Genomic DNA, 18,709 nt, shown 5'->3' with positions numbered 1-18,709 from the left:
CCTTCGCGTTCCTCAGGATGACAGCGTCAGATAGGACGTCATTCTGAGCGAAGCGAACCTCAGCAATATTCAGTTGAGCCATCGTCGCTGAGATTCTTCCTCCCTTTGGTCGTCAGAATGACGGCTTTAATGGAGTGCTGATCACCTGCAACGCGAACCGCTCCATCTCTTCTAACTGTGGGCTGCTCTGCAAGAGCACGAGATCGACGCCGACTGACGCGAATTCTTCCAGACGTTCGGAGACTCGTTCTGGGGTTCCGACTAAGCCGCTTCTCAGGCCTCGGTTCGAAACGGAGTAGTCTTCTAACGAAATTTTCTGTTCGAGATTCGAGCCGGTGATCCATTGCTGGTAGTTGGCGTAGCCGCGAGCGGATTGCTGGACGTCGGTGATACGGGCCACCTCCCCTTTTGCTTCGGCTTCAGAGTCGCGAACGATGGCGTATCCGGCGATGCCGTAGGTCATCGGTGGCAGGCCCGCGGCTTCGCGGCGGCGGCGCATGTCAGCAACCTTCTTCCCGACGATTTCCGGAGGATCGCCGTGCATGAGGTAGGCGTCGCATTTGCTGGCGATGAGGTTCTTGGCGGTCTCGGATTCGCCTCCGGCATAAAGCGTTGGTCTGGGCTTGCTCACTGGTTTGGGTGAGAGAACGTTGTCGTCTACGCGGTAGTATTTGCCTTGGTAGGAGAAGCCCTGCTGGTTCCAACAGCCGTTCACTATTTCGAGCCACTCGGAGGTGCGGGCGTAACGGTCGTCGTGCTGGTCGAACTGGATGCCGTACTTCGTCGCCTCGTCTGCCCACCAGCTGGAGACGACGTTGAGCGTGAGGCGGCCATTGGAGATGTGGTCGATGTTTGCGGCCTGCTTGGCTAAGAGCGCCGGATTGTGGAAGGTGGGGCGGACGGCGACCATCAACTCCAGCTTCTTCGTCACGGCGGCGAGGGCTGCGGTTGTGGACCAGGCGTCGAGCGAAGGAGCCTCGACGCCTTTGATGTCGTTGAGGTTCAGCTCGGCGATCAGGGTAAGGTCGTAGCCGATCTCTTCGGCGCGGCGCGCGAGGCGGCTGATGTAGTCCCATGTCGGCTTCATGCCTTCGTCTTCGACGTTGCGGAGCCATCCACCGAAAACCGGCAGCCAGAAGCCGTAGCGCATTACCGCGCTCCTACTGCTTCAGCTTCGTTGACCTTAGCGGCTTCCGCTTCGAGCCAGTCGACCAGCTTCGCGAAGGGGTCGAAGCCGATGACGCGGGGGCCGTCGGCGACGAAGTTGGAGAGGGCGTTGATGTCGTAGTAGAGGCGTTGGCCATCACGGTCGTCGATGATGTACTCGATGCCGCCGAGATCGATTCCGGCTTCCTGCATGATGCGCTCGACGTCGCCGATGACTTCCTGCGGCGGGTGGTAGCCTTCGACGCTGATGCCAGTTTTGGGCGCATCTATCGGGCAGGCGGCGCGGTTCAGGTCTACTCCACCGGTGGTGCGGCAGATGTCGGCGGGGCAGAGGTCGAAGGTTTCGCCGGTGATGTGGACCTTGATGGCGTAGAGGAACTTTCCTTTCAGCACTTCACAGCGGACGATGTGGGCGTCGCGTGCGGGGATGAATTCCTGCACGAGCGCGGTCGAGTCGAGTCCGAAGGCCAGCTCGTTGGCTTCGGCTGCGGCTTGCAGAGATTCGGGCGTGTCGAAACGCTTGACGCCTGCTCCGGAGCCGCCGATGTTGGGCTTGACGACGATGGGCCAGCGCAGGCCTTTGGTTGCGGCCAGTGCCTGTGAGGCGCGGTGGATGACACGGGCTTTCGGGTAGGGAAGGCCTAGTTCGTCGAGGAGCGAGAGCTGGGCTGCCTTTGATAACTCTGTCCGGAAGGCTTTGAGGCCGTTGATGATGCGGACGCCGCGCCGTTCGAGGTGGTCGAGGAAGCCGAGCGTGTAGAAGATGGAGTCGCCGTGTTCGCGGTTCCAGGCTGAGGGGCTCATGCGATTCACGACGAGCGAGTAGCTTCGCTCGGGGTCCTCTTCGATGGCGTAAGTATGGGCTGTCGCGTCCAGCTTTACGTAGTCAGTGCCTCGCTTATCGAGTTCGGTGAAGAGTGGCTTGAACCAGTGCTGCTGTTCGTAAAAAATTGCGATGGGCTTTGGCACGCTAACTTCCTTCCCGAACCGGGTATCCCCCCGGTCTTCCGATTGCTTTCTTTTATTTGCAACAACTTAGAAGGGGATCATCCCCTGCTATCCCAATGATTCTAAATACTTTATATCGCTTCTAGTGTTTTCAATCACTTAGCGGGGGGTCCTGTTTCCGCCCTCTAAAGCATTGCCCCTATTTCAAGGATAGCAAGTTTCGCGAAATAGTACGCCAAATTGCCTCGCCTATAAGAGGCTTGTTTTGAGGGGGTTAAAGAATTTTTTGAGGTGAGGGGGCTTGACAAGGCTTTGTGGCTCCGTGCTTGATAGCAGGATCGATCGGTATGATAAGGTGATTTTTCGTGCTCCGAAGGGCAGTTAAGTGCACAAAACGTGCTGATTTCGCGGTTTTAACGGCTGGCTATTCTCGAAGCCTCTTCACGTCGAGCATATCCTGCTCTCTACCCCTGGCCAGCTTGTTTCGGATGAGGTCATCCCGGGAGATGACAGCGGCCGGGATATCTCCGTCGATCATCCCCTCGATGCGATGGGACCATGCCTCTTCGAATGTGATGCCGTCGATATGTTGGAGAAGATCGATCCTTGCAGGGGGCTGGCCGATCTGGAAGGTGCTACCGTCCGAGAAATCTTGAGGGCTTAGGCCCTGAAGCGGAGCGCCATATTGCATGAGCGCGCGGAATACGGATTCGCTGTTGTCTGCGTCGGGGCTGATGAAGATGTCCAGATCCTTCGTGGCTCGCGGCTCAGCGTGGACACCGAATGCGTAACCGCCGACGATCAGATATCTAACGTGCTGGTCGTTGAACGCGAGTAAGAGATCTTTGAGGTCTTTGGGCAGCATCAGTTCGCACTTCCCTGAAGGATACTGCAAACGAATACGCAGCTTCGCTGAGATCCCATACCGCTGAGAGTCGCTCGCCTACTGGACGAGAGCGCCAGTATTGGATGGTTTCTCGGCTCTGTTGTTCCGGGTCTTGGATTCGACGGATGGTTCGTGTCTCCCTCATGAAGCCTGCGTACCTGACCTCAATCGTTATATATTTCTTGGAGTTAATGCTTTACATTCTTTGACGACTGATTGTTAGTGCGCCCGCTTAGGAAGGAGTGATAATTCGTTCAACATCTCTGCGATTTCATCCTCGTCAGGTCCTTCCCAGTCATACGCCTCATTGAGTAGAAGGAACGTCGCCCAGCGATAAGTCTCGTCATCTGTGATTTCGCCTTGATTATGCTTCTCTATCGCGCTATTGATGTGGCTGACTTCCACGCGAACGCCAGGCACTGGTAACTGGAAATATGAGACGAATGTACGCTTCTCGCGGCCAAAATCCATTTCCAAGATATCTTGGAAATGGGTTAGAACTTCATCAAGAGACACTTCAAACCGCACGAATCGAGCTAGAAGCTCTTTCTCATCAGGAGTTAGTGGCCGATTCGCTTTGATCTTTTGAGTCACTATATGGACCTCTTCTCAGATATGCAACCATTGAAGCCGGGCCTTGCTGCGCAAGGCGAGAGGCGCACCTGCGGTGCGGGTCCTTCGACTTCGCTGCGCTTCGCTCAGGATGACATCGGTGGGGAGTGTGGCGAACTAAAATAGGATCCCACATCTCTTCGAGATGTGGGGCACCCGGCAAATGACGACTACACATTCGAGGGTGAAATATTTCGAGATTTGATCATCCGCAATACAATCCAAGCCAACGATGCATAGAGCACAGCATTTACGAAAGGACCGTACACGTCGTGCGTACTGTTAACGGGAAAAAAGGGGCAGACGATTTCGCCACCAAGATAGTACAGACCAGCTATTAGACCATTTCCGACATTGAAAAGTGCGAATCCGAGAAACATCCAAAAGATCGAGATTAGGAATCCAGCCAGCCCGGCGAGTGCAACGCGTTTCCACACAGTGTGCAGCTTACGCGGTCCGATCCGCCTAGTCCAGAATTGACTCAGAGCAAAAATGAAGCCTTCAGGCTCCGGACTGTGCTTCATGTTACGAGCATTAAAACCGGGCCTGAAGGCCCTGACTTGAGTCCTATTATTCCCCGCGCTAAAGCGCGGGGCTTCTACCCGAAACCCCGATAGACCACAATGCAAGCGACCAGCAGGAGCGGGTCGGAGCAGACACTATTTGCCGTAGCACGCATGGCGCGCAGAGCGCGCGCCTGCTGCATGCAATGCTACTCGGCGGCGGCTTCTTCGGCCTTTACAGTCACCTTGATGTGGGCGGTGACTTCGCGGTGCAGCTTGACGGGGATGAGGAACTCGCCGAGAGACTTCAGGGGCTCGTCGAGGTGGACCTTGCGGCGGTCGATGTTGAAGCCCTTGGTTTCGAGTCCATGGGCGATGTCGGCGGAGGTAACCGAGCCGAAGAGGTGGTCGTTCTCGCCTACCTTGCGCTCGAATACGAGAGCAACGTCGTTGAGCTGGGTGAGAAGCTGTTCGGCTTCGCCCTTTTCCTTCGCCGAGCGGCGGACAGCCGATGCCTTCATCTGCTCGATGACGGCCTTGTTGGCGGCGTTCGCTTCCATGGCAAGCTTTTTAGGCAGAAGGTAGTTGCGGCCGTAGCCGTCGGCCACCTTCACCACGTCGCCGCGGTGGCCCAGGTTGTTTACGTCTTCTTTCAGAATGACTTCCATTTGCCAATCTCCAAATATTGCGTGGGTTGGTGAATGCCTCAGCGGCTAAAGCCGCTTTCCCAACCGTGATCTGTGGCAGGGCTGAAGCCCTGCCCTACCTAACTTCGTTGCCAGTCGCTTGCGCCTGCTATCAGGTCTGTGAAAGGCCCGGGGCTAAAAGCCCCTTATCTTTTGCGCTCTATTCACCGGGCTAAAGCCCGGTGCTTCTACCCGAAAACGCTGATCCTTGCTCTCCCACCCTGACTTCGTCAGGATGGGGCACCCATTTTCGTGCCGCATCTCTGGAAAAGCAGGTCCCTCGACTGCGCGCAGCGCTCCGCTCAGGATGACAACCCTTACGGGTTGTTAATACCTGGCGGCGAAGGGCAGCAGGGCAATGTTGCGGGCCTGCTTGATCGCCTTCGTCAGACGGCGCTGGTGCGTGGTGCAGACGCCCGTCAGCCGGCGGGGAACGATCTTGCCGCGCTCGGCCACAAAGCCCTGCAGCAAGCGTACGTCGCGGTACGGGATCGCGTCGATCTTTTCCGTGCAGAACTTGCAGACCTTCTTGCGGCGGAAGAACTTGCGTCCGCCAGGACCGCCGGGGCCACCGCTGCGGGGACCGCGCGGGCCACCAAGGCCGCCGGGGCCACTTGTGGGAGCTGCGCCTTCGGGCGCCTTCGTTGTTGTTTCGTCAGCCATCTCTTTTTCCTTCTCCGCAGGATCGTGCCAGCGGCGTAAATCTGAATTCGGTTATGCGCTTGCGGGGGTCGCTTCGACGTGGGGCTCGGCGCTCTCGACGGGAGCGGCAACGGGCTGGGCGCTGAGCTTCTTGCGCGTGGCGCGGATGGCCCTGACCTTGTCGAGGCGCTTCTGCTCCTCGTCCATGCGCACGGTGATGAACTTGATGACCGGCTCGGAGACGCGCAGACGGCGCTCAAGCTCATGGACCAGTGGGCCATCGGCGTCGATGGTCATGAGGATATAGTTGCCTTCGTTGAACTTGCGGACAGTGTAGGCGAGCTTACGGCGTCCCAGCTTTTCAGTGGAACGGACGGCGCCCCTGCCGTTGGTCACGGTGGCTTCAAAGCCAGCGATCAGCTTGTCGACTTCTTCGTCCTGTGTGTCGGGACGAACGATAAACATTACTTCGTAAAAACGTTCCATTCGTTTCTCTCTTCTCTCGCAGCCACGGCCTATCGTGGCTGTGAAAAATCCCGGGGCTAAAAGCCCCTTTTTTCAATTCCCTTGTTCACCGGGCTAAAGCCCGGTGCTTTCAACCTTTGGTGCCTCAGGGGCTGAAGCCCCCTCCGTTCGCATCGTTCTATTGCGAGGGCTAAAGCCCTCGCCTACCCTTAAGTCACCTCGCGTGGCGTGGCGTTTCGGGTAAAGGCCCCTTCTACCCTTCCGCCGGGCCGTTTTGGTCGCGGCGGTTGAATTCGTTCATGGCAGCCTTAATGCCCTGCGACAGGATCATCTCGACTGCTTTGGCCGCCTTGTCCAATACCGGATCAAGTTCGGCCAGATCTGCCTTGCGCATCGGCGTCAGCAGATAATCTTTTCCGCGCCGGTGGCTCAACTCGCCTGGCTCGGGTCCTACGCCGATCCGGATGCGTACCCATTCCTGTGTCCGCAGCGCGCCATTGATCGACTTCGCTCCGTTATGGCCGCCGTCGCTGCCGCCTGTTCTGACGCGGAGCGTGCCCAGCGGCAGGGCCAGCTCGTCGTACAAAATCACCAGGTCGCGTTCCGGGTCGGCCTCGAATTCATTTACAAGAGCCTCCACGGAAAGCCCGCTGAGGTTCATGTACGTTTCGGGCTTGGCCAGAACCACTTCGCGGCCTGCCATGCGGATCGTTGCCGTCGCTGCTTTCGAGCGGCGGTTCGTGATCTGTACGCCGTAGTCGTCAGCAATTCGATCTACAGCAAGAAAACCCGCATTGTGCGGCGTGAACTGGTATTCGATTCCGGGATTGCCGAGACCGACGACCAGGAACACGCCGCGATTTGTTTCTTCTGCCAATCTTTGTGAACCAGGGCTAAAGCCCTTTTGTATTGCTGCCCTGATTCACCGGCCTAAATCACCCCAGCACGCGAACGCGCGCGTTCTGGGGACCCCGATCAAGGCCGGTGCTTCTACCCTTGCTACCTCAGGCTTTTTGTTACCTCAGGGGATAAAGCCCCGTTGATTCCGGCTCGGGGATTTGTGAGGGCTAAAGCCCTCACCTACCAGCCCTCGCCACTACTTCTTGGCCGGAGCCGCAGCCTCGGCTGTCTCTTGCTTACCCTTCTTGACTACTTCCGGCTCAGCCGGAGTAGCAGCCGCAACCGCCACAGCATCCGGCGTTGCAACTACTTCTTCCTTGATGGAAACAACGTGCGCAACGGTGCTGTTCTCGTCGGTCAGGAACTTGAGCTTGCCGCCGTGGGGCAGATCGGAGACGCGCAGAACGTTGCCAAAGGCGAGTTCGGAAACATCGACGTCGATGTGACTGGGGATGTCAGTCGGGAGGCACTCGATTTCCACTTCGCGCAGCACCTGATCGAGGATGCCGCCCTGCGTCTTCACGCCAACCGGAACACCTACAAGGTGGATCGGCACTTCGACGCGGATGGCCTTGTCGAGGGCGATGCGCTTGAGGTCGATGTGCATGAGCGATCCCTTGATCGGCTCGTACTGCCAGTCAACGATCATCGCCTTGGCCTTCGCGTCGCCGACTTCGAGATCGAAGATCGAGTTGTGTCCTGATTCCGAGTGCAGAATGCGGAGGATCTGCTTGGGATCGACTTCGACGGCGACGGAGGGCTCATTCGCGCCATAGACTACGGCGGGAATTTTGCCGCTGACACGCACGCGGCGCGCTGCGTTCTTGTTGAACTTGCCCTCGCGGGGTGTGGCTGCTACGACTTCCTGAGTAATCATTCTGTCCTTTTCCTTCGGGCACGGAATCGTTTCCGCTCCCTTTGCTTGGCGACCAAGCTGGCTTAATCGCGACCTTACGAAACAGACTTGCTCAGCTGAACAGCGTGCTGACGCTCGTCTCCATGTGGATGCTTTCGATGGCCGCGCCCAAGAGGCCAGCAATCGACCGCACCTTAATCTTTGGCAGCGCCTGCGCTTCTTCGCTCAGCGGGATGGAGTCGGTTACGACCACTTCCACCAATCTCGACTTCGCGATGCGCTCTACTGCCGGACCGGAGAGCACCGCATGCGATGCCCCGGCGTAAACTTTGGTCGCGCCCTTTTCGAGCAGCGCGTCGACTGTTTTGACCAGCGTGCCGGCGGTGTCGATGATGTCGTCGATGATGAGGCAGGTACTGCCCTTCACATCGCCGATGACGTGCATCACTTCCGTCACGTTGATGTCCGTCCGGCGCTTGTCGACGATCGCCAGAGGGACTCCCATTTTCGTTGCGAAGAAGCGCGCGCGTTCCACGCCTCCCGCATCGGGTGATACCACGACCAGATTCGGGAGGTTCAGCTCCTTGAAGTAGCTCACCATCACCGGGCTTGCGAACAAGTGGTCCACCGGGATGTTGAAGAACCCCTGAATCTGTGCCGCGTGCAAATCCATGAACAATGCGCGATTGGCGCCCGCGGTGGTCAGCAGATCTGCGACCAGCTTGGACGATATCGCGACGCGCGGACGGTCTTTTCTGTCCTGCCGCGCATAGCCGTAGTACGGAACGACGGTAGTGATCCTGCCGGCGGATGCGCGCTTCAGCGCGTCAATCATGATCAGCAACTCGACGAGGTGCTGATCTACCGGATTGCAGGTCGGCTGCACGATGAAAACGTCGACTCCGCGAACGTTTTCAAGCAGCTGAAAGTAAATTTCGCCATCGGCAAAACGCTGCGTCTTGGTTTCCCCCAGCGGCACGCCGATGTGCTTGCAGATCTCTTCGGACAGCGCACGATTTGCCGTGCCGGAGAAAATCTTGAAACGCCTGTCCTCGGCCAGTTTCTGGTGCCGTTTGCGTTCGGGCATGGGCTTGCCGCGCCCGTCGGTCACCATTTCTGGCACAAATATTTCCGTCGCTACTTCCGTCTTCATAAGAAACCCCCAAGCTGGTTTGCGTTGGTTGTCACTCATGCTGGCCGGACTGCATGGCCAGCGGCTTCTGTTGTGATTGCCGGGCCATCGCAAGAGGTTACCCCTTGATGGCTCGGCCTGAAACCTGGCTGGGCGACTAGGATTCGAACCTAGACAAAGTGCTCCAAAGGCACTTGACCTACCGTTAGTCGATCGCCCAGTAACTGCCCGGGGCTAAAGCCCCTATCTTCTGGCGGTTTATTCACCGGCCTAAAGGCCGGTGCTTCTACCTTTTCGCCGGGCTAAAGCCCGACGCTACCTTTTGTGTGTGAGTCTTCTATCATCGTGCGCCAGTATGCTTCGCGGGGCAAGGTTTTTGTCCGCATGGACGCGATACCGCTGGCAGATAACCGCTCTTCTGCTGCCTTTGCTGCGGATTCGGCTTCGTAGAGGCCGAAGACGGCCGACCCGGAACCTGAGAGCGCAGCGTAAAGAGCCGCCTGCTCCGGCTGGTCCGAACACACTAAGATGCGCTTGATGTCGCCGAGTGAGGGATGCTGACGAAAGACGACCCCTTCGAAGTCGTTTTCGATCCCGGTTCGGACAAGCGCGAGAAGTGGATTCCCGGGCCGGTCTTCTCCCAAGGAGAAGACACCGGAGGAGTGCGGCTCGCAAAGACACGCAGAGAGAGCTCGACTCAACTCTTTCAGTCTATCGGAGGAATCCTCGCGGGTCAAACCTTCTGCGTGGCGGGAATCCCAGTCGCGGAATGCCTGCGGCGTCGAAACGCCGACATTTGGGAGAGCCACGACGCAGTGGGTTTCGGGCAGGTCGGGCATGGGATAGACTTCTTCGCCGCGTCCCACGCCGAGAATGGCACCGCCTAGGAGGAAGAGCGGGACATCTGAGCCTACTTCGGCTGCGATTTTCAGGCGATCTCCACCGGAAAGTTCTTGATTCAGCTCGTGTTCTAGGCCGATCAGCGCGGCTACGGCGTTGGCAGAGCCTGCTCCCAGGCCGCCCTGGACCGGTAGGCGTTTTTCTATGTGGACGTGGACTTCGGCGGGGGCTTTAAGGGCAGGCAGGGCGCGGTCGAGCATCTTCCAGACGGTGTTTCGCTCGTCGGTGGGGACGCGTTCGTCATTTGTGGTCAGGGTGATGCTGCCTTTGCCGGCCTTTGTTTTGTTGGCTTCGACGGTCAGGAGATCGTGGGCGGCGAGCGTCTGATAGAGCGTCGTCAGCGCATGGAAACCGTCGGGGCGAGATGGACCGATGGCCAGACCGAGGTTGATTTTTGAAAAGGAACGAACTCGTGTAGACATCCAGATGGATTGTATCGGTTTGAAAAAATCGGATTAAACTACCGGCTACGATGACTCACCGCCTCCTCTGCTTTTCTGCCGCGCTAAGCCTTTCTGCCTGCTTCAATCTGACGGCGCAACAGGTCGTTAATCCGTCGCTGGCGATTCAAAATGAAACTCCTGCCCGGACGAAGCATGCCATGGTCGTCAGCATTCATTATCTCGCGACCGATGCCGGGGTTGAGGTCTTGAAGGAAGGCGGTAATGCGGTGGATGCGGCCGTGGCTACGGGGTTCGCGCTGGCGGTGGTGCATCCGGCGGCGGGGAATATTGGCGGTGGCGGGTTTATGCTGATCCACTTTCATGCTGGGCCGCACGCGGGCAAGTCGACTTTTATCGATTACCGCGAGAAGGCTCCGCAGGCTGCCTCGGCCAACATGTATCTCGATGACAAAGGCAACATCATTCCGAATGCGAGCCTGGTGGGATTTAAGGCCAGCGGCGTTCCCGGATCGGTTGCGGGGATGGCATATGCGGAGAAAAGGTATGGGAAGCTTACGCTGGCCAAGGTTATGGCGCCTGCGATTCGTCTCGCTGCTGCTGGATTTGTGCTGAGCGAAGAGGAAGCCAAGGAACTGCGCGACTCCGATCTGGCGCGGTTCCCGGAGACGAAGCATATTTTCCAGCGCGACGGGAGTTACTATCAGCCGGGAGACACCTTCAAACAACCGGAGTTGGCGGAAACGCTGCGACGCATCGCGAAGGATCCCGATGATTTTTATCACGGGAAGATTGCTAAACAGCTTGCAGCCGATGTACAGAAGGGTGACGGGCTGATCACGGAAAAAGATCTTGCCTCGTATGAAGTGAAAGAGCGGGAGCCGCTGCTGGGCACGTATAAGGACTATACGATTGTGGCAGCGCCGCCGCCGTCGTCTGGAGGCGTGGTGCTGATCGAGGCGCTGAACATTCTTGAGGGCTACAACCTGGGTCGTCTCGGCGACCGCACGCTGCCGGAGATTCACCTGATCACGGAAGCTTATCGGCGTGCGTACATGGACCGTACTGACTATCTCGGCGATCCGGACTATGTGAAGATTCCCGTCGAGCAACTGACAGACAAGAAGTATGCGGCGGCCTGGCGGGCCAGCATTCAGCAGGAACAGGCTACGGCATCCGCAAGCCTGAAGCGCCCCGCTGACTTTATTCCTCCTCCGCCGACAATGGCCGATGTGCGGCACGAATCATCGCAGACGACGCACTTTTCGGTGGTCGATGCCGAGGGCAATGCTGTTGCAGTGACAACGACACTGAATAACAACTTTGGCTCGGATGTTACGGCGGAGAAGCTTGGCTTCCTGCTCAACGATGAGATGGACGACTTTGCCTCGAAGCAAGGCGTGCCGAATATGTATGGGCTGATTCAAGGGCCGGCGAACTCGATTGCTCCGGGCAAGCGGCCGCTGTCAGCCATGACGCCGACGATTGTGCTGAAAGACGGCAGGGTTGCGATGGTGCTGGGTTCGCCGGGGGGCGGCCGCATTATTACGACGGTCGCCAACATTTTCCTGAGCGTCGCGGATCAGGGAATGAATGTTCAGGCGGCTGTCGATGCGCCACGATTCCACCATCAGTATCTGCCGGACGTGCTGTCTCTGGAACCCGGATTCACTGATTCGACCGTTGAGGGACTGCGTGCGCTTGGTTATCACGTGAACGTTGCGAAAGGCCATTGGAGCGACGGCGAGTGTATTGCCGTGGATCCGGCGACGGGCGATCTGGAGGGAGGGCAGGATCATCGCCACAGCTTTGGAAAAGCTGCGGGATATTAGGCTACTGTCTTCTTCGTTTTTGGCCTTCCCCCAAGGCTTCCATTCTTCTTTGCCGCCGTCACCTTCGCTGAGCTTCTCGATTTCCCTCCGATGGACCCGAGTCGACTCGCCATCCACTTTTTGGACCCGAAGAATCCTTCCAGCAGGGCGGGGAGATATAGGTCGGCGTCTAATTTTGGAAAATGAATACCGAAGCCGGAAGGTGTGACTTCGATTGTATCGAGCTGCGCGGGGGTGGCATTCTCCAGACCCTCCGCATCATGCGGCGAAAAGGCAATGTCGAGTTTCGAATTGAGATGAACAAAGATTCGCCCAATGCGGCGATCATAGTGGGCGCTTAACGCTCTTGGGAGCGATGCTTGAATCTTTCGTGCTCTTTGATTCGCCGATTCAAATTGATCACGCGATTCCATGTATCTCCTTCCAAGCCGCACACAAAACAGTCAGGTTGTGAATAAGCATGGCTTGAATACCCGCCAAATCATGCTTCGCAAAGCCGTAATTCTCTCGAAGCGTAACAGGACCGGCAGGACAACCCAGCGTGAAAACTGCTTCGTGACTGTGCCCGATGACATGCACGTGTGCCGGACGATGATCATTCGGATAAATAACGACTCTCAGTCCGCCAAACCTCAGAACGGTTGGCATATTCAAAACTATAAACCGAAGCGCTTGGGTTCAGTGAGAAAAATTTCATAAGAGCAGGATGAGAAGATAGAGCAGGACTCGTTCTGCTTATCTATGTTGAAGGTCATTTCTACCCATGTATTTTTGCGCAGCCGTCTGCATCCCGGTCTTCTTGAGGTTTTCTCCAAGGCCGGAGCGCAGGGCGTTGAACTCTTTGCTGCGCGGCAGCACTTTGATTACACCAGCCGTGCGCATATCCGCGAGGTTGGCGAGTGGTTTCGGGCCAATCCGGTAGAAGCTTTTTCGATGCATGCGCCGATGTTTCCTGATCTCGAAATGGGTCGCGGCGGGGCGCCTGCGGTGAATGTGATTCATCCGGAGAAGTCGCGCCGTATTGACGCGATGGATGAGATCAAGCGCGCGCTGGAGGTGGCGGAACAGATTCCTTTCCGTTACCTGATCGTTCACCTGGGCGAGCGCGAGGATGGCTGGAGTCCACGCTCGCTGGAGAATGCGCTGACGGCTCTGGAGCACTTGCGGGCGTTTGCCAATCCGCTGGGCGTGAAGCTGCTGGTGGAAAACATTCAGAACGAGGTTACGCAGCCTCGGAATTTGTTGGAGATTATTCAGGTTGGGCATTTCAGGGATATTGGCGTGTGTCTGGATGTGGGACATGCTCATCTTGGAGACGGAGTGGCGGCGACGATTGCGGAATTGCGTCCGCTGATTCGCAGCTCTCACCTGCACGACAACAACGGCGGACGCGATGAACATCTCTGGCCGGGCGATGGAACGATTGCGTGGGAGGAGGCGATTGGGGAGTTGAAGTCTGCGCCACAGACTCCGGCTGGTGTGCTGGAAATTCACTATGCGCTCGAAGAGACACCGGAAAGTGTGGCGGCGAAGGCGCAGGCTGCTTTTGAGAAGTTCGGATTGTAGGAAATCATCGATCGCAACCATTGAACGTCATTCTAAGCAGACAACCGAGGAAGCCCAGCGATAGTGGCTGAACCTTACATCGTTGAGATTCTTCCTCCCTTTGGTCGTCAGAATGACGACATTGAACCAATACAATGATTGGTGGATGAGTTGAAGCTTTTACGCTTCTGATTAGGGAATCGTATGTCTGAAGAAACTGTAGTTACCGCAACCGAAGCACCCGTCACCACGATTGCCAGGATTGGCGAGCATGAAGGGAAATCCGTCATGCTCAAGGGCTGGCTCTATAACCTGCGCGAGAGCGGCAAGCTGCTCTTTCCTATTTTTCGCGATGGCTCGGGGACGATTCAGGGCATTGTGCCGAAGGCTGCTGTTCCGGCTGAGGTTTTTGACAAGATCAAGGGATTGACGCAGGAGTCGAGCGTCATTGTTACGGGCAAGGTTCGCGCGGATAAACGTGCTCCAGGCGGCTATGAACTGGATGTCGAGAATGTCGAAGTCGTGCAGCGGGTGCCGGAAGATGATCCCTTTCCCATCTCGCTCAAGGAGCATGGCACCGACTTCCTGATGGAGCACCGGCATCTGTGGATTCGCACGCCGCGCCAGTCGGCGATTCTGCGCATTCGTGCGGAGATCATCAAGGCGGCGCGGGATTTTCTGGATGACAACGGCTTTGTGCTGACCGATCCGCCGATTCTGACGCCGGCGGCATGCGAGGGCACGAGCACTTTGTTCCCGGTTGAGTATTTTGGCGACGAGGCTTATCTGACGCAGAGCGGCCAGCTCTACATCGAAAGCACGGCGCTGGCTCTGGGCAAGGTTTACAGCTTTGGACCGACATTCCGAGCTGAAAAGTCGAAGACGCGGCGGCATCTGACCGAGTTCTGGATGGTGGAACCGGAGTGGGCGTATGCCGGACTTGACGATCTGATGGGGCTGGCTGAACAGTTCATTAGCTTTATCGTCGATCGCGCGCTGACACGGCGTGCTGCTGATCTGAAGGTGATAGGGCGCGACACGACGAAGCTGGAGGCGATCAAGGCGCCGTTTCCGCGCGTCAGTTACGACGAAGCCGTGCAGATGCTGAATGACGCGCATGCCAAGGGTTTACTGGAGCAGCCCTTTGAGTATGGCAATGACTTTGGCTCTCCCGATGAGACGTACATATCGTCGCAGTTTGACAGTCCAGTGATGGTGCATCGCTACCCGGCGGCGGTGAAGGCCTTCTACATGGAGCCTGATCCGCAGAATTCGAAGTATGCGCTCTGCGTGGATGTGCTGGCGCCGGAGGGTTATGGCGAGATCATCGGCGGATCGCAGCGTATCGCTTCTTATGATCTGCTGAAAAAGCGGATTGAAGAGCACAACTTGCCACTTGATGCGTTCAAGTGGTATCTCGATCTACGGCAGTATGGCTCGGTTCCGCATTCGGGGTTTGGGATGGGGATTGAGCGCGCGGTGGCGTGGATCTGCGGACTGGAGCATGTGCGGGAGACGATTCCGTTTGCAAGGACATTGAACCGCATTTATCCGTGATTTGAGCTTGGGCGTGCGGACTTTAGCATTGATTGTGCCGCGCGTACCGTGGACTGGCGCGGGCTTCGGTCCGCGCATTGTTGTGAATAGCTAGAGGTTCCTGGGACGTTGTATGTCGAAGATCAGCGAGACGCTCGCGAATGAAAAAGCAGCCGTGACCGGTTCTGTCGTAGGACCTATCAAGAGTGGAGTGCAGTCTCTTCCGCCGCGCAAGATTCGCATCATTGGGGTGCCGCTCGATCTTGGCGCATCACGGCGCGGTGTGGATATGGGGCCATCGGCGGTACGTGTGGCCGGGCTTGAAGCGCGCCTCGAAGCTCTGGGCCATAATGTCGCCGATGGCGGAAACATCAGCGTTGCTATCGCGGAGACGAAGCACGTCGGCGAGGAGCATGCTCGCTATTTGAAAGAGATCACTGAGACGTGCACGCGGGCAGCGGACCAGGTGATCGAGACGCTCGAACACGGCATGACGCCGGTGATTCTTGGCGGGGATCACTCGGTTGCGGCGGGAAGCGTCTCGGGTGTTGCGGAACACTATCGCAGGCAGAACCAGAAAATTGGCCTCATCTGGATTGATGCGCACTCGGATCTGAATACGCCGGAGACTTCGCCGAGCGGCAATGTTCACGGAATGCCGCTGGCGGCACTGCTTGGCCTCGGTCCGGAGTCGCTTGCGAACATCTGCGGCTTTTCGCCGAAGATTCTGCCCGAGAATACTGTGCTGATTGGCGTGCGCGATATCGACGCGACAGAGAAGGAAAACATTAAGCGCACGGGGCTGACCGAGGTTTACACGATGCGCGACATCGACGAGCGCGGCATGCGGACGGTGATGGAAGAAGCCTTGCGCTCTGCCGGGCGCGGGACCGCCGGCTATCACGTCTCGCTCGATATGGACTGGATTGATCCGGAAGATGCTCCGGGGGTTGGAACTCCTGTCCGTGGCGGGGCTACCTATCGCGAGGCGCACCTGGCGATGGAGATCATCGCCGACCATGGGCGGATGCTGAGTCTGGAAGTCGTCGAGGTCAACCCGGTGATTGACGAACATAACCGGACGGCGGATCTGGCGGTTGAGCTTATTTCTTCCGCGTTTGGGAAGAAGATTCTGTAGGTGCTTTACGCCCTGCCGGTCAGCTCGAGCACGATCACGAGAGCTGCCATCACAGCGGGAATGAGCAGGGCCCTGATCTCGAAGAAATGGCTGCCGGTGGCTGCGAGCATGGCGCCAGCTCCATAAGCGACCCATACTGTCAGAAATGCCTTGATGCGTGTTGTGCGTGCACGTTTCTGTTCCGTATCCGTTGCTGGTGTTGCTACCTCGGTGCCCAGCTTTTCTATGTCGCCAGTCAGGAATGTGGTGTTCAGGTTGATTGGTCCGATCTGCAGGAAGGCGTCGTTTTGCAGCCCCATTGCCCACGCCAGCAATAGAAGCAGGGCGATCCGCAGGCGTTCGTGCAGGATAAGAAACGCGGCGGCTGTGAGTATTGCACACTCGATGGCCAAGCTCACGACTGCCGGATTGAACCTGATTCTCTCGGACTGAATCCAGCGTTTCAGAAAACGATTCGTGACGACGCCAGCGAAGAAACTGACGATTATTCCTAGGCGAAGGGCAGCGGACCGCCAGTGGCCTGCGACGGCGTGATATGCAAAGAGCACAGTGTTGCCGGTGAGATTGGCTACGAAGACGCGGCCCAGGCGGAAATATGCCAACAGATCAACAGCTCCGGCTGTAGCGCAGAGAAGCGAAATCAGCAAAAAGATGTGAGTCTCCCTTTGCTGTCGCGGAGGAACCATCTTCGTCATTTCTTTCGCTCGGGGTTCACATTCGCATTCTATGCGGGCGCGTTACACTCGGTTTAGTTCGATATGTCCAAGCTGCGTGTAGGTGTTCTATTTGGTGGACGCAGCGGCGAGCATGAGGTTTCGCTGCTGTCAGCTGCGTCGGTTCTGAAAGCGATTGATCCCAAGAAATACCAAGTGATTCCCATCGGCATCACCAGGGAAGGCCGGTGGGTTACGGCTACCGATGCCGAGCGATTGCTTGCCGGTGAATCGCTGCATCCGCGTCAGCTGCGCGCGGGCGATCCGGACGTGACGGCTCCGGCTGCGGTGCTGGCCAGGGGCGAGGCGATCATTGTGCCGCCGGTTCCATCGAAGAACAGGACCGGGTCGCTGGTTCCCTTTGAGACGCATGGGAACCAGGCGCATCAGGCGCTCAATGTTGATGTGATCTTTCCTGTTCTACATGGAACGTTTGGCGAGGATGGGACGATTCAGGGGCTGTTTGAGCTGGCGGGTATCGCTTATGTCGGATCGGGCGTGCTGGGCTCGGCTACCGGTATGGACAAGGATGTGATGAAGCGGCTGTTCGCGTCGGCCAAGCTGCCGATTACGAAGCATGTCACGTTTCTGCGCGGCGAGTGGGAAGCGGGATCGAAAAAGATTATCAGTCGAGTTGAAGCTGCGCTCAAGTATCCGGTGTTCGTGAAGCCGGCGAACCTTGGCTCGTCAGTTGGTATCAGCAAGGCCCATGACCGCAGGGAACTGACGCCAGCGATCGAGATGGCCGCCAGTTTTGACCGCAAGATTGTCGTCGAGCAAGGGGTTGGCGGGAAGCGCGGGAAAGCGCGAGAACTGGAAGTTGCCGTTCTTGGAAATGACAATCCTGAGGCTTCAGTTGTTGGCGAGGTTGTGCCGATCAAAGAGTTTTACGATTACGAGGCGAAGTACCTGAGCGAGGGCTCGGACCTGATCATTCCGGCGAAGCTTACGCGACAGCAAACGAGGCAGGTGCAGCAGATGGCGATTGCTGCGTTCAAAGCCTGCGACTGTTCGGGTCTTGCGCGCGTGGACTTTCTGCTCGATCCGGGCAAGACCGGCCGCATTTATTTGAATGAGATCAACACCCTGCCGGGCTTTACGGCTATCAGCATGTATCCGAAACTTTGGGAAGCGTCTGGCGTCAAGTATGCAGAGCTGATTGACCGTCTGATTCAGCTGGCGCTGGAACGGCGGGTGGAAAAAGACCGCACGCAATACTCGCGTTAAAGCCAAAATGTTTTTTCGTGGAACTCAGCCTTTGTTTGTGGTGTCAGAATAAACGTGGAGGTATGTCTCCTCAGATTGAAAGGAGTAGCATCTCCTTATGACTCTGCTCGATGCGCCCATATATAACGCCGCTCGCGCAAAACGCAACCGCAACATCATCATTGCCATTATTGCGGTTGTGGTGCTGGTTGCGGTTACCGGCTTTCTGGGATTCCTTACAGGGCATGGCTGGTTCTTCGCCACGGTGCCTGCCGAGCACAGGGTGAACAAGTTTCTTGAAACAGTGGAAGCCAAGGATTTCACCAAAGCCTATGGCCTCTGGAACAACGACGCCGACTGGCAGAAGCATCCCGAACAGTACAAGCTTTACGATTTCGACCAGTTTCAAAAGGACTGGGGACCGTCAAGCGACTATGGAGTGATTCGGAGCCATCAGATCGCCATCACGAAGGCAGTGGGGAACGGGACTGTGATGGGTGTCAACATTAATGGCGGCAAAACACCTCTGTTTCTCCGCGTGGACGACAAAACCAAGCAAATTGGTTTCTCTCCGATTGAGCTTTACGTCGGGCCGTAAGTTTTTCACATCATGCAACGGATTCCCTCCTCGAACATCTCTG

The 18,709-nt window shown here is 57.2% G+C and carries 20 protein-coding genes and 1 tRNA gene; 6 read left to right on the top strand and 15 right to left on the bottom strand.

Annotated elements, in window-relative coordinates; translation table 11 throughout:
- Positions 1 to 112 precede the first annotated feature (112 nt).
- From H7849_RS18715 to ispE, 12 genes are all read right to left on the bottom strand, one after another.
- Entirely contained in the window at positions 113 to 1,150 is a 1,038-nt protein-coding gene (locus H7849_RS18715) for an LLM class flavin-dependent oxidoreductase (protein WP_186741501.1), read from the bottom strand.
- Positions 1,150 to 2,136 (bottom strand): ATP-grasp domain-containing protein, encoded by a 987-nt coding sequence (locus H7849_RS18710; RefSeq protein ID WP_186741499.1) that lies wholly within the window; start codon positions 2,134 to 2,136, stop codon positions 1,150 to 1,152. Before H7849_RS18710 ends, H7849_RS18715 begins: the two co-directional genes overlap by 1 nt.
- Before the next feature lie 403 nt (positions 2,137 to 2,539).
- A complete protein-coding gene (locus H7849_RS18705; protein WP_186741497.1) occupies positions 2,540 to 2,980 on the bottom strand; it encodes a DUF6036 family nucleotidyltransferase in 441 nt (146 codons plus the stop codon).
- A gap of 240 nt (positions 2,981 to 3,220) precedes the next feature.
- Positions 3,221 to 3,595: a hypothetical protein gene (locus H7849_RS18700; protein ID WP_186741495.1), complete on the bottom strand. Its 375-nt coding sequence runs from the start codon at positions 3,593 to 3,595 to the stop codon at positions 3,221 to 3,223.
- Between the two features lie 730 nt (positions 3,596 to 4,325).
- On the bottom strand, positions 4,326 to 4,784 hold the full coding sequence (gene rplI / locus H7849_RS18695) for a 50S ribosomal protein L9 (protein WP_186741494.1): 459 nt from the start codon (positions 4,782 to 4,784) through the stop codon (positions 4,326 to 4,328).
- A gap of 345 nt (positions 4,785 to 5,129) precedes the next feature.
- Complete coding sequence (rpsR, locus tag H7849_RS18690; RefSeq protein ID WP_186741492.1) at positions 5,130 to 5,465, bottom strand: 30S ribosomal protein S18; 336 nt, start codon at positions 5,463 to 5,465, stop codon at positions 5,130 to 5,132.
- A 51-nt stretch (positions 5,466 to 5,516) separates the two neighbouring features.
- Positions 5,517 to 5,930, bottom strand: coding sequence for a 30S ribosomal protein S6 (rpsF, locus tag H7849_RS18685; protein WP_186741490.1), 414 nt, complete (start codon positions 5,928 to 5,930; stop codon positions 5,517 to 5,519).
- Positions 5,931 to 6,162: 232 nt separating this feature from the next.
- Positions 6,163 to 6,786, bottom strand: a complete 624-nt coding sequence (gene pth, locus H7849_RS18680; RefSeq protein WP_432756504.1) for an aminoacyl-tRNA hydrolase — start codon at positions 6,784 to 6,786, stop codon at positions 6,163 to 6,165.
- 219 nt (positions 6,787 to 7,005) lie between these two features.
- On the bottom strand, positions 7,006 to 7,686 hold the full coding sequence (locus tag H7849_RS18675; protein WP_186741488.1) for a 50S ribosomal protein L25: 681 nt from the start codon (positions 7,684 to 7,686) through the stop codon (positions 7,006 to 7,008).
- A gap of 91 nt (positions 7,687 to 7,777) precedes the next feature.
- Positions 7,778 to 8,818 (bottom strand): ribose-phosphate diphosphokinase, encoded by a 1,041-nt coding sequence (locus H7849_RS18670; protein ID WP_432756503.1) that lies wholly within the window; start codon positions 8,816 to 8,818, stop codon positions 7,778 to 7,780.
- Between the two features lie 125 nt (positions 8,819 to 8,943).
- A tRNA-Gln gene (locus H7849_RS18665) sits at positions 8,944 to 9,017 on the bottom strand.
- A gap of 82 nt (positions 9,018 to 9,099) precedes the next feature.
- The gene (gene ispE, locus H7849_RS18660; RefSeq protein WP_186741486.1) at positions 9,100 to 10,119 is read right to left on the bottom strand and encodes a 4-(cytidine 5'-diphospho)-2-C-methyl-D-erythritol kinase; all 1,020 of its coding nucleotides are present in this window, start codon (positions 10,117 to 10,119) and stop codon (positions 9,100 to 9,102) included.
- Between the two features lie 50 nt (positions 10,120 to 10,169).
- On the opposite strand from ispE, the gene ggt reads away from it, so the two are divergent.
- Positions 10,170 to 11,930, top strand: coding sequence for a gamma-glutamyltransferase (gene ggt, locus H7849_RS18655; protein WP_186741484.1), 1,761 nt, complete (start codon positions 10,170 to 10,172; stop codon positions 11,928 to 11,930).
- On the opposite strand, the gene H7849_RS18650 is transcribed toward ggt, so the two are convergent.
- A complete protein-coding gene (locus H7849_RS18650) occupies positions 11,927 to 12,343 on the bottom strand; it encodes a DUF2442 domain-containing protein (RefSeq protein ID WP_186741482.1) in 417 nt (138 codons plus the stop codon). The genes ggt and H7849_RS18650 overlap by 4 nt on opposite strands.
- Positions 12,330 to 12,578: a DUF4160 domain-containing protein gene (locus tag H7849_RS18645; RefSeq protein WP_186741481.1), complete on the bottom strand. Its 249-nt coding sequence runs from the start codon at positions 12,576 to 12,578 to the stop codon at positions 12,330 to 12,332. The genes H7849_RS18650 and H7849_RS18645 overlap by 14 nt, the downstream gene beginning before the upstream one ends.
- Positions 12,579 to 12,671: 93 nt before the next feature.
- Here H7849_RS18645 and H7849_RS18640 point away from each other — a divergent pair, with 93 nt between their 5' ends.
- From H7849_RS18640 to rocF, 3 genes are all read left to right on the top strand, one after another.
- On the top strand, positions 12,672 to 13,496 hold the full coding sequence (locus H7849_RS18640) for a sugar phosphate isomerase/epimerase family protein (RefSeq protein ID WP_186741479.1): 825 nt from the start codon (positions 12,672 to 12,674) through the stop codon (positions 13,494 to 13,496).
- A gap of 183 nt (positions 13,497 to 13,679) precedes the next feature.
- Positions 13,680 to 15,032, top strand: a complete 1,353-nt coding sequence (asnS, locus tag H7849_RS18635) for an asparagine--tRNA ligase (protein ID WP_186741477.1) — start codon at positions 13,680 to 13,682, stop codon at positions 15,030 to 15,032.
- Positions 15,033 to 15,144: 112 nt separating this feature from the next.
- Positions 15,145 to 16,149 carry an arginase gene (gene rocF / locus H7849_RS18630; RefSeq protein ID WP_186741475.1) on the top strand — a complete coding sequence of 335 codons (1,005 nt, stop codon included), beginning with the start codon at positions 15,145 to 15,147 and terminating at the stop codon, positions 16,147 to 16,149.
- 5 nt (positions 16,150 to 16,154) lie between these two features.
- Here the strand turns inward: rocF and H7849_RS18625 are convergent, their stop codons facing one another.
- Positions 16,155 to 16,844: a YoaK family protein gene (locus H7849_RS18625; RefSeq protein WP_186741473.1), complete on the bottom strand. Its 690-nt coding sequence runs from the start codon at positions 16,842 to 16,844 to the stop codon at positions 16,155 to 16,157.
- Between the two features lie 63 nt (positions 16,845 to 16,907).
- Between H7849_RS18625 and H7849_RS18620 the strand changes: the two genes are divergently transcribed.
- On the top strand, positions 16,908 to 18,089 hold the full coding sequence (locus H7849_RS18620; RefSeq protein ID WP_186741471.1) for a D-alanine--D-alanine ligase family protein: 1,182 nt from the start codon (positions 16,908 to 16,910) through the stop codon (positions 18,087 to 18,089).
- Positions 18,090 to 18,186: 97 nt separating this feature from the next.
- The gene (locus tag H7849_RS18615) at positions 18,187 to 18,666 is read left to right on the top strand and encodes a hypothetical protein (RefSeq protein WP_186741470.1); all 480 of its coding nucleotides are present in this window, start codon (positions 18,187 to 18,189) and stop codon (positions 18,664 to 18,666) included.
- Positions 18,667 to 18,709 lie beyond the last annotated feature (43 nt).

The sequence above is a fragment of the Alloacidobacterium dinghuense genome (genome assembly GCF_014274465.1).
GTDB classification, from domain to species: Bacteria; Acidobacteriota; Terriglobia; order Terriglobales; family Acidobacteriaceae; genus Alloacidobacterium; species Alloacidobacterium dinghuense.
The sequence above is the reverse complement of the archived record's forward strand: the minus strand, read 5'-3'. Positions and strand labels throughout refer to the sequence as shown.